Origin of the sequence: Mycobacterium sp., assembly GCF_046095365.1 — a bacterium.
Classification (GTDB): Bacteria; Actinomycetota; Actinomycetes; order Mycobacteriales; family Mycobacteriaceae; genus Mycobacterium.
This window is the reverse complement of the sequence record NZ_JBJTJF010000190.1, coordinates 48792-58363: the sequence shown is the minus strand read 5'-3', so window position 1 is coordinate 58363 and position 9572 is coordinate 48792. Positions and strand designations below refer to the sequence as shown.

Here is a 9572-nt window from a genome sequence, read left to right as displayed (position 1 = left end):
TTAAAGAATCGACGCGCCCGGACCATCTCACCGCTCGACGGCGATTTCGGAGCGCAAGTCGACGCAACCCCGCTTGTGTCTGGTTCCCGAGAATCGCTGGCTGATTCCGAACCACCCTGGCGCGCACGGGCCCGTCCACGGACATAAACGATGAATAAGCGATGACGTTGGGCCGAAATGAGCCTCGCCACGGGAAGAAACGGGATCTACCAGGAACTGGTAGGGCGGGTCGGACTTGAACCGACGACCAACGGATTATGAGTCCGCGGCTCTAACCAACTGAGCTACCGCCCCCTGACCCCGGGCCGCCCCAGGGCCTTAAGAGCCTAACGCCACCTGTTCGACCGCCATTCCCGCGGCCACTACTGGGCCTGGCTTACCGAGGACATGTGGAAGTCCGGTATCCGCAGGGTCGGCATCACCGCGCGGGTGGCCCAGTCGCTCCACTCCCGAGGCAGCGTGGTCTCCGGACGGCCGGCCTCGCCGGCCCGGCGCAGCAGGTCCAGCGGGCTCTCGTTGAACCGGAAGTTGTTGACGGCCGCGGTGATCTCGCCGTCCTCGACCAGATACACCCCGTCGCGGGTGAGCCCGGTCAGCAGCAGCGTGGTGGGGTCCACGGTGCGGATGTACCACAGCGTGGTCAGCAGCAGCCCACGTTCGGTGGACGCGACCATCTCGGCGAGATCCTTTGTGCCGCCAGTCATCAGCAAGTTGTCGGCGGGCACGGCGGCACCCGCGCCGAATTCAGTGGCGGCCGCCCGCGGGTAGATCAGGTTGGCGATGGTGCCGTCGCGGATCCAGTCCACCCGGTCGATGTCCATGCCGTTGTCGAACACCGACATCCGCTCCGAGCTTGATGCGGCGGCCACGAACGGCGCGCACTCCAGGCCCGGCGCGTAGGGGTCGGAGTACATGGTCAGCGGAAGGTCGGTGAGCGTCTCCCCCACCCGCGTTCCACCACCGGGCGCCGACAGGGCGGTGCGGCCCTCCTGGGCGCCGCGGCCGTCCATCGACCAGCCCAGGTAGATCATCATGTCGGCCACCGTCGAGGGCGGCATCAGGGTCTCGTAGCGCCCGGCGGGCAACTCGACGCTGCGGTTGGCCCAGTCCAGCCGCCGGGCCAGCTCGGCCAGCATGCCGTCCACCGGCACATCGGCGAACCACGGGGTGCTGATCCCGGCCCAGGCGCTGGCCTGCCCGCGCTTGGCGTTGATCTCCACCGAACCGGTTGGCTGAGTGAAGCGGCGGCGCAGCCCGGTCGAGGACGCCAGGAACGTCGTCTCGACGATGTGGTGGGCGAAGCCGTACAGCCGGTCGGTGCGACCGAAGCCGGCCGTCAGCGCCCGCGCGACCTCGGCGAACGCCCCGGCTCCGGTGCCGGGCACCGGGTCACCCCAGTCCGCCGGCTCCCCGGCGCCGGTCAGCAGCGGCGCCGAGTCGTGAGCCTCCGGGGCGGTGTGGGCGGCCTGGTCGGCCGCGGCCACCAGGGCGTCGATGGCGTCGGGGTCGACGACGCTGGAGCACACCGCACCGACGTGGGCCTTATCCCCTGACCGCACAACGGAAATCACCGCGGTCGAGCGACTCGTGGCCACCCCGTTGGTGGTCATCGAGTTGCCGGCCCAGCGCAGCGACGCTTCGCTGCGGTCGGTGACGATGACGATGGTCTCGTCGCACCGGCTGGTGCGCGCCGCGGACTGCAATGCCAGTTCGACGGCGTCCTGGGCGGGAATCATCGGCCGGACCCCGACTTGGCCTCTTCGCTGACGCTCACCGGCCGGACTCCTCCACCGTATTGAGCACGTTGACCCCGCGGAACAACGCCGACGGGCAGCCGTGGCTGACCGCCGCCACCTGACCGGGTTGGGCCTTGCCGCAGTTGAACGCCCCGCCCAGCCGCCAGGTGGACGGCCCGCCGACGGCTTCCATCGAGTTCCAGAAGTCGGTGGTGGTGGCCTGGTAGGCGACGTCGCGCAGCTGGCCGTGCAGCCGGCCGCCGAGGATGCGGAAGAACCGCTGCCCGGTGAACTGGAAGTTGTAGCGCTGCATGTCGATCGACCAACTCTTGTCCCCGACGATGTAGATGCCCTCCTCCACCCGGGAGATCAGGTCTTCGGTGCTCAAGTCCGCTGCGCCCGGCTGCAGTGACACGTTGGGCATGCGCTGGATCGGGACGTGGTGGGCGGAGTCGGCGTACGAGCAGCCGTTGGAGCGCTGCAGGCCGATCTTGCGCGCGAACACCCGGTCGAGTTGGTAGCCGACGAAGGTGCCGTCGCGCACCAGGTCCCACTGCTGGGCCGCCACTCCTTCGGCGTCGTAACCGATTGTGGCCAAACCGTGTTCGACGGTGCGATCGGCGGTGACGTTCATCACCGGCGAGCCGTAGCGCAGCGTCCCGAGTTTGTCCGGGGTGGCGAACGACGTGCCAGCGTAGGCGGCCTCGTAGCCGATGGCCCGGTCGTACTCGGTGGCGTGTCCGATGGACTCGTGGATGGTCAGCCACAGATTGGTCGGGTCGATCACCAGGTCGGTGGGTCCGGCGACCACGCTGGGCGACTTGGTCTTCTCGGCCAGCAGCGACGGCAACTCGGCCAGTTCGGCGGTCCAGTCCCAGACGTCGTCGCCGGCCAGCGCCTCCCAGCCCCGCCCGGTGGGCGGCGCAAGGGTGCGCATCGACTCGAAGTTGCCGGCGGCGGCGTCGACCGACACCGCCTCCAGCGCGGGCAGGGTGCGCACCCGCTGCTGGGTGATCGACGAGCCGAAGGTGTCGGCGTAGAACGTCTGCTCCTTGACCGTGTTCACCAGCGCCGAGACGTGGTCCACACCGTCGGAGGCCAGCAGCCGCCCGGAATACTCCCCCAGCACCGCGATCTTATCGGCGGTGGGAATCGTGAAGGGGTCGATGCGGTAGTCCGACACCCAGACCGCATCGCGGTAGACCGGTTCGTCGGCCAGTTGGATCTGCTCGGCGTTGAGCGCGGACAGCGTGACCGCCACCCCCACCGCGTGACGGGCCGACTCCGCGGCAATCTCCGGGGTCAGCCCGGCATGGGAGGCGAACCCCCAGGTGCCGTCGACGATGACCCGCACGGCCAGCCCGATATCGCGCTCGAGGACCGACGATTCCAGCTCGCCGTCGCGCAACTGCACGATCTCGGTGGTGATCGCGTGCACCCGCAGGTCGGCATAGCTGGCGCCCGCGGCCCTGGCCGCCGACAGTGCGGCGTCGGCCAGGCGGTGGCGCGGCAGGGCCAGGAAGTCGTCGTCGATGCCCCGCCGATCCGTCACCGTTCCACCGTAACCGGAGGCATCGGTGGATAGTCTGGCGGCCGACCACGATGAGCACCCCGCGCCGCCGCTCCCGACTCCGCCCGCTGACATGGGCGGGGCTGGCGATCGCCGCCATCGGCTCAGCGCCGCTGCTGGTGGTGATCGCCGCGGCCAGGATCGGGTGGCTCGACGACCCGAACCCCAACCCGGTCGGTCTGGGGATACTGGCCGCGTTGACCTTCTGGCCGGGAATCGCGCTGGCCGGGGTGGGCGCGGTGTGGTCGATTCTCGACGCGTTACGCGAGCGGTCGCGACCCGGATGAACCGGCGGATGCGCTCCACGCTGCTGGGGTACGGGCTGCTGGCTCCCAGCCTGTTCGGGGTGGTGTGTTTCCTGCTGCTGCCGATGCTGGTGGTGGTGTGGCTGAGCCTGCACCGCTGGGACCTGCTCGGCCCGATCCGCTCAGTGGGGCTGGACAATTGGCGTTCGGTGCTGACCGACCCGGCGTTCGGCAACTCGCTGCTGGTGACGCTGGCGTTCATCGCGATCGTGGTACCCGCCCAGGTGGCGCTGGGCCTGGCCGCCGCGGCGATGCTGGCCCGCGGACTGCCGGGCACCGGACTGTTCCGAGCGCTGTACGTGATCCCATGGATCTGCTCGCCGCTGGCGGTGGCGGTGCTGTGGCGCTGGATCCTGGCCCCCACCGACGGCGCGGTCAGCACGGTGCTGGGGCATCGCATCGAGTGGCTCACCGACCCGTCGCTGGCGCTGCCGGTGGTGGCGGCGGTGACGGTGTGGACCAACGTCGGCTACGTCGCACTGTTCTTCCTGGCCGGTATCCTGGCCATCCCGCCGTCGATCCACGCCGCCGCCCGTATCGACGGCGCCAGTTCCTGGCAGCGGTTCTGGCGGATCACCCTGCCCATGCTGCGGCCCACCTTCTTCTTCGTCTCGGTGACCGGGGTGGTCAGCGCGGCGCAGGTGTTCGACACCGTCTACGCGCTCACCGGTGGCGGGCCGGCGGGCCGCACCGACCTTGTGGCACACAGCATCTACGCCGAGGCGTTCGGCGCGGCGGCCATCGGCCGCGCCGCGGTGATGGCGATGGTGCTGTTCGTCATCCTTGTCGGGGTGACGGTCGTTCAGCATGTCTACTTCCGCAGACGGATCAGCTATGACCTCACGTAACGGGCTGATCTATGCCGGCCTGGTGATCGCCGCGGCGCTGACGGTGGCGCCGTTCGCACTGGGCCTGCTGACGTCGTTCACCTCCGCCCAGCAGTTCGCCACCGGCACACCGCTGTCCATGCCGGACCCGCCGACGTTCGAGAACTACACGGCCCTGGGCGGGGCCGGGTTCGGCCGGGCACTGGCGGTGACAACGTTGATGACGGCGGTGATCACGCTCGGCCAGTTGACCTTCTCGGTGCTGGCGGCCTACGCGTTCGCCCGCCTGGAGTTCCCCGGCCGCGACGGGCTGTTCTGGGTGTACATCGCCACCCTGATGGTGCCGGCGACCGTCACCGTCGTTCCGCTGTATCTGATGATGGCCGAACTGGGGCTGCGCAACACGTTCTGGGCGCTGGTGTTGCCGTTCCTGTTCGGCTCGCCGTATGCGATCTTCCTGCTGCGCGAGTACTTCCGCTCCATTCCCAAGGACCTGCTCAACGCGGCCCGCATCGACGGGGCCAACACCCTGGACGTGATCGTCCACGTGGTGGTGCCGGCCAGCAAGCCGATCCTGGCGACGCTGACGCTGATCACCGTCGTCTCGCAATGGAACAGCTTCATGTGGCCGCTGGTGATCACCAGCGGCGGCAAGTGGCGGGTGCTGACGGTGGCCACCGCCGGACTGCAGTCGCAGTACAACGCGCAGTGGACGCTGGTGATGGCGGCAACCACCGTGGCGATCGTCCCCCTGGTGGTGCTGTTCGCGATGTTCCAGCGCCACATCGTGCGCTCCATCGTCGTGACGGGTCTGAAGTGATGGGCCGGCCGCGGTTCTCCACCATGATGCTGGCCGCGCTCGTCGCTGTCGCGGTGGTGCTGGCCGGGGCGGTGCTGGCGCTGGGCCGCGACGACGACCCGCCCGGCACCACGGTGGTGACGGTGCGTCTGTGGGACGAGCAGGTGGCCACCGCCTACCGGGAGTCCTTCGCCGAGTTCCACCGCACCCACCCCGACATCGAGGTGCGCACCACGCTGGTGTCCTACGCCAGTTACTTCGACACGCTGCGCACCGACGTCGCCGGCGGCGGGGCCGACGACATCTTCTGGATCAACAACTCCCACTTCGCCGAATACGCCGATAACGGAAGGCTGATGGCGATCACCCCGTTGCCGGACTGGGAGCCATCGGTGGTCGGGCAGTTCACCCGTGGCGGAACACTGTGGGGCGTCCCGCAACTGACCGACGCCGGTATCGCGCTGTACTACAACGCCGACCTGCTCGACGCCGCCGGGATCACAATCGAGGAGTTGGGCGCGGCCCGGTGGGATCCCGACCCGGCCCGCGACACCCTGCGTCCCCTGCTGGCCCGCCTCACCCTCGACGCGAACGGCCGCGACGCCGCAGCAGCGGGATTCGACCCGCGCCGCATCCGGCAATGGGGCTACAACGCCGCCAACGACCTGCAGGGCATCAACCTCAACTACATCGGTTCGGCGGGCGGGACGTTCAGCGAAGGCGACCGGTTCACCTTCGACAACCCCCGTGCCGTCACCGCCCTGGGCTACGTCGTCGGCCTGATGAACACCGACCACGTCGCCCCACCCGCCTCGGACACCAACGACAACGGCGACTTCTCCCGCAACCAGTTCCTGTCCGGGCGGATGGCGGTGCTGCAGTCCGGCACTTACAACCTGGCCCAGGTCGCCGGTCAGGCCCGGTTCCGCTGGGGGGTGGCCATGCTGCCGACCGGGCCGGCAGGCCGGGTCAGCGTCACGAACGGCATTGTGGCGGCCGGCAATCCGGCCACCCGCCATCCCGAGGCAGTGCGCGCGGTGCTGGACTGGCTGGGCGGTGCGGGGAATGCCTACCTGGGCCGCAGCGGAGCGGCGATACCGGCGGTGCTGTCGGCCCAGCGGGTGTACTTCGACTACTGGAAGGCCAAGGACGTCGACGTCACACCGTTCTTCGCCGTCCTCGACGGCCCCCGCATCGAGGCACCGGGCGGAGCGGGCTTCGCGGCGGGCTTCCAGGCCATCAAGGCGTTCTTCGACGAGATGTTCCTGGGCCGGCGGCCGGTGGCCGAGAGTCTGGCGGCCGCCCAACGCGCGGCCAACACCGCCGCTCAGCGCTGAACCCGATCGCCGAGTGGGCGGGTCTTGTACGGGAATCGGCCTTCCGGCGTGCATGGGACACACACTCGGCGGCGGTGATCACCCGCCGCGGATCTCCAGCACGATCGCCAGCGCGCCCACCGCCGCGACGATGCCCAGCACCACCCAGTCCAGCGTCCGCGGCCGCGACGGAGCCGCCGAGATCTGGCCGGTGCCCCCGCGGGCGGTGATCGCATCGCCCATCTCGTCGGCCCGGCGCAGCGCGACGGTGACCCCGGCGGCCAGCAGGTCGACCAGGTCGGCCAGCCATCTGCGGCGGCGGGCCCGGCCGTCGGGCAGCACCGGCCGCGGCCGCAGCCGCCGCGCGGCGTAGAGCAAACGGAACTCGTCGAGCAGCATCGGGAAGGCCCGCAGCGACAACGCCAGCGCGACGGCCCAGTCGTCGACCGGGACGCGCAGCCAGCGCAGCGGGCGGCCCAATTTGGCGATCGCGGGCGCGACGTCGGCGACGTTGGTGGTCCAGGACACCATCGCCCCGAGCACCAGCAGCACGATCGACAACGCGGTGAAGCGCAGGAACTTCAGCAGGCCGCCCGCGCCGAAGTGCACCGAACCCAGCTGCCAGACCGGATCCCCGCCGCCGAGGGCGGCAGTCACCGCGCCGAGCAGCAGCAGGATCCACAACCAGCGCGGCACCGATGGCACCGCGCCGCGCGGGATGCGGGCCAGCACCAGCGCCGCCACCACCAGCAGTGCCATCAACCCGATCGCGATCCAGCCCGGATAGAACGCCAGCAGTGCCGAAATCACCAGCACCACAATGATTTTGGTGCCCGCCCACAGCTCGTGGATGACCGATGTCCCGGGTACCGGGCGCAGCAGCACCACGGCGCGACGCTGCCGCGTGCTCATGACACCCTCCCGGCCGGGGCGAGCACACCGCGGTCGAGGTGCAGCGTGCGCGGGCACAGCTCCTCCAGGCCGGCGAAGTCGTGCGAGATGACGATCACCGTCAGCCCCATGTTGCGGCGCAGATCGGTCAGCAGCCGCAGCAGGCCGCGCTGGCTGGCGGCGTCCAGACCGGCCAGCGGCTCGTCGAGGATCAGCGCCTGCGGCCAGCGGGCCAGCAGGCCGGCGATCACCACGCGGCGCATCTGCCCGCCGCTGAGTTGGTCGACCCGCCGTTGCGCCAGCGACCCGTCTAGTCCGACGGTGGCCAGCGCCGACACCACGCGAGCGGTGTCGTACGGGGAAAAGCCTGCCGCGGAGGCGACCTCGAGATCAACACGGCTGCGCAGCAGTTGCAGGCGCGCGGCCTGGAAGGCGATTGCGACGTCGCCCACGCACGCGTCGGCGGGCTTGCCGCGCACCAGGCACGAACCCGACGTCGGCGCCGTGAGCCCGGCCATGATCCAGGCCAGCGTGGACTTGCCCGACCCGTTGCCGCCGTGGATCAGCACCCCGTCGCCCTCGTTGACCGTGAAACTGACGTCGCGCAGCGCGGTCTTGGCCCACGGCGTTCCCTGGGCGTAGACGTGGCCGACGCCGTCGAGTCGCAGCACCGGCTCCCCGCTGTGCGCGACCGGGGTGACCGTCGCCGCGGGCGCGACGGCCTGGTCGACCATCACCATGTTGTCCTGCGAGGCGCCGAGATTGACGGTGCGGTCGGCGATCTCGGCCTCGCTGTTGTAGTGGGTGATGTGGACCAGGCTCATCCCGTGGTGTTCGTTGAGCCCGGACAGCACCCCGAGCAGGGCGTCGCGGCCGCGCTGGTCGACCATCGTGGTGACCTCGTCGGCGATCAGCATCGAGGGCCGCCGGGCCAGCGCCGCGGCCACCGCGAGCCGTTGCAGTTCGCCGCCGGACAATCCGCCGGTGTCGCGCTCCGCCATCCCGGCCAGGCCCACCTCGTCGAGCAGCCCGGCGACGTCGGTGGGGGTGCCCGGCGGCAGCCCCCAGACCACGTCATCGGCCACCCGGGTTCCCAGCACCTGGCTCTCCGGGTGCTGCAGGACCACCGCCGTACCGCCGACCCGGCCCAGCCCCACTCCGCCGGGGCGCTCGATGCTGCCCGACGTCGGCGCCCGCCCGCACAGCAGCAGCATCAGCGTGGTCTTGCCCGATCCGTTCGGACCCGTCACGGCGACATGCTCACCGGCGCCGACGGTCAGGCTCAGCGGCCGCAGCGCGTCATGGTCGGCGCCGGGATAGCGGAACCTGACGTCGGTCAGGCGCACCGGGACCGGCGCGACCGGACCGGCCTCGGCCGGGGCCTCCAGCTTGTGGACGTCGGGGATTCCGCTGAGCCGGTCCAGCACCCGGCCCATCACCCACCAGCCGACCAGCGAGACGACCATGATCGAGAGGACGGAGTAGACCATGATCAGCACCGGCCAGTAGCGCACCGCGGTGGCGAAGATCGCCCGGGTCTGGTCGATGGATTGGCCGAACAGGTCGCCGACGACCGGCAGGGCCGACATGAAGTTCAGCATCCCGTCGACGTTGGCGGTGAACGCCTCAAGAGCAAGCGTGCGCAGCCGGACCAGGACGGTCAGCACGGCGATGATCCACAGCCCGTTGAGCACCCCGGCGACGACGGACACCGCGATCACGGTGGGGGTGCCGCGGCCGCGGCGTTTGATGATGCCGGTCAGACCGCCGACGTAGGCGCAGTTCAGCACCACCATGAAGCCGCTGATACCGGCGATGAGGAACGAGATGCTGCTGGCCGCGAATGCCGCCGCGAGCAGCACCCGCAGCCGGTAGCGATAGCCGAGCAGCCCCATCGGCACGGCCACCAGCAGCGATATGCCGCCCGCGAAGGGCACCACCACCGACAGGATGGCCAGGGCCGCGCTCAGCGCCGCCATGACGGCCGCCTGAGCCATCTCCACCGGGGTCAGCGACTTCGGCGGGCGGTGCTGGGACGTCGTACCCGCGGGTTGCTGAGCCGGCGCTTCGGGCCGGGTCGACGTCATTGCTCGATTCTGCCAGCCGCGCAGTCCAAACCCGTGTTCCG

8 protein-coding genes and 1 tRNA gene are annotated in these 9572 nt (G+C 70.2%); 4 read left to right on the top strand and 5 right to left on the bottom strand.

The window, feature by feature from the left end; genetic code table 11:
* Positions 1–217: 217 nt before the first annotated feature.
* The 3 genes from ACKOQ4_RS14455 to ACKOQ4_RS14445 all read right to left on the bottom strand — a co-directional run bounded on the left by ACKOQ4_RS14455 (position 218) and on the right by ACKOQ4_RS14445 (position 3288).
* Positions 218–294, bottom strand: a tRNA-Ile gene (locus tag ACKOQ4_RS14455).
* A gap of 68 nt (positions 295–362) precedes the next feature.
* Positions 363–1736, bottom strand: coding sequence for a metallopeptidase TldD-related protein (locus tag ACKOQ4_RS14450; RefSeq protein ID WP_526293002.1), 1374 nt, complete (start codon positions 1734–1736; stop codon positions 363–365).
* Between the two features lie 34 nt (positions 1737–1770).
* Positions 1771–3288 (bottom strand): metallopeptidase TldD-related protein, encoded by a 1518-nt coding sequence (locus ACKOQ4_RS14445; protein ID WP_526293000.1) that lies wholly within the window; start codon positions 3286–3288, stop codon positions 1771–1773.
* 50 nt (positions 3289–3338) lie between these two features.
* Here ACKOQ4_RS14445 and ACKOQ4_RS14440 point away from each other — a divergent pair, with 50 nt between their 5' ends.
* Genes ACKOQ4_RS14440 through ACKOQ4_RS14425 form a run of 4 tightly spaced genes read left to right on the top strand, consistent with a single transcriptional unit; the run spans position 3339 to position 6574 of the window.
* Positions 3339–3593 carry a hypothetical protein gene (locus ACKOQ4_RS14440; protein WP_526292998.1) on the top strand — a complete coding sequence of 85 codons (255 nt, stop codon included), beginning with the start codon at positions 3339–3341 and terminating at the stop codon, positions 3591–3593.
* The gene (locus ACKOQ4_RS14435; protein WP_526292996.1) at positions 3590–4459 is read left to right on the top strand and encodes a carbohydrate ABC transporter permease; all 870 of its coding nucleotides are present in this window, start codon (positions 3590–3592) and stop codon (positions 4457–4459) included. Before ACKOQ4_RS14440 ends, ACKOQ4_RS14435 begins: the two co-directional genes overlap by 4 nt.
* On the top strand, positions 4446–5258 hold the full coding sequence (locus tag ACKOQ4_RS14430; protein WP_526292994.1) for a carbohydrate ABC transporter permease: 813 nt from the start codon (positions 4446–4448) through the stop codon (positions 5256–5258). Before ACKOQ4_RS14435 ends, ACKOQ4_RS14430 begins: the two co-directional genes overlap by 14 nt.
* The gene (locus tag ACKOQ4_RS14425; protein WP_526292992.1) at positions 5258–6574 is read left to right on the top strand and encodes an ABC transporter substrate-binding protein; all 1317 of its coding nucleotides are present in this window, start codon (positions 5258–5260) and stop codon (positions 6572–6574) included. The genes ACKOQ4_RS14430 and ACKOQ4_RS14425 overlap by 1 nt, the downstream gene beginning before the upstream one ends.
* A 78-nt stretch (positions 6575–6652) precedes the next feature.
* Here ACKOQ4_RS14425 and ACKOQ4_RS14420 read toward each other — a convergent pair whose 3' ends face one another.
* Together ACKOQ4_RS14420 and ACKOQ4_RS14415 are read right to left on the bottom strand one after the other, a co-directional pair.
* Entirely contained in the window at positions 6653–7465 is an 813-nt protein-coding gene (locus ACKOQ4_RS14420; RefSeq protein WP_526292990.1) for an energy-coupling factor transporter transmembrane component T family protein, read from the bottom strand.
* The gene (locus ACKOQ4_RS14415; RefSeq protein ID WP_526292988.1) at positions 7462–9531 is read right to left on the bottom strand and encodes an ATP-binding cassette domain-containing protein; all 2070 of its coding nucleotides are present in this window, start codon (positions 9529–9531) and stop codon (positions 7462–7464) included. The genes ACKOQ4_RS14420 and ACKOQ4_RS14415 overlap by 4 nt, the downstream gene beginning before the upstream one ends.
* Positions 9532–9572: the final 41 nt, after the last annotated feature.

What these genes read in the sequence shown, in the direction of transcription:
- ACKOQ4_RS14450 (WP_526293002.1), bottom strand. Translation starts at nt 1,736, where the DNA reads ATGATTCCCGCCCAGGACGCCGTCGAACTGGCATTGCAGTCCGCGGCG.
- ACKOQ4_RS14440 (WP_526292998.1), top strand. Translation starts at nt 3,339, where the DNA reads ATGAGCACCCCGCGCCGCCGCTCCCGACTCCGCCCGCTGACATGGGCG.
- ACKOQ4_RS14435 (WP_526292996.1), top strand. Translation starts at nt 3,590, where the DNA reads ATGAACCGGCGGATGCGCTCCACGCTGCTGGGGTACGGGCTGCTGGCT.
- ACKOQ4_RS14430 (WP_526292994.1), top strand. Translation starts at nt 4,446, where the DNA reads ATGACCTCACGTAACGGGCTGATCTATGCCGGCCTGGTGATCGCCGCG.
- ACKOQ4_RS14425 (WP_526292992.1), top strand. Translation starts at nt 5,258, where the DNA reads ATGGGCCGGCCGCGGTTCTCCACCATGATGCTGGCCGCGCTCGTCGCT.
- ACKOQ4_RS14420 (WP_526292990.1), bottom strand. Translation starts at nt 7,465, where the DNA reads ATGAGCACGCGGCAGCGTCGCGCCGTGGTGCTGCTGCGCCCGGTACCC.
- ACKOQ4_RS14415 (WP_526292988.1), bottom strand. Translation starts at nt 9,531, where the DNA reads ATGACGTCGACCCGGCCCGAAGCGCCGGCTCAGCAACCCGCGGGTACG.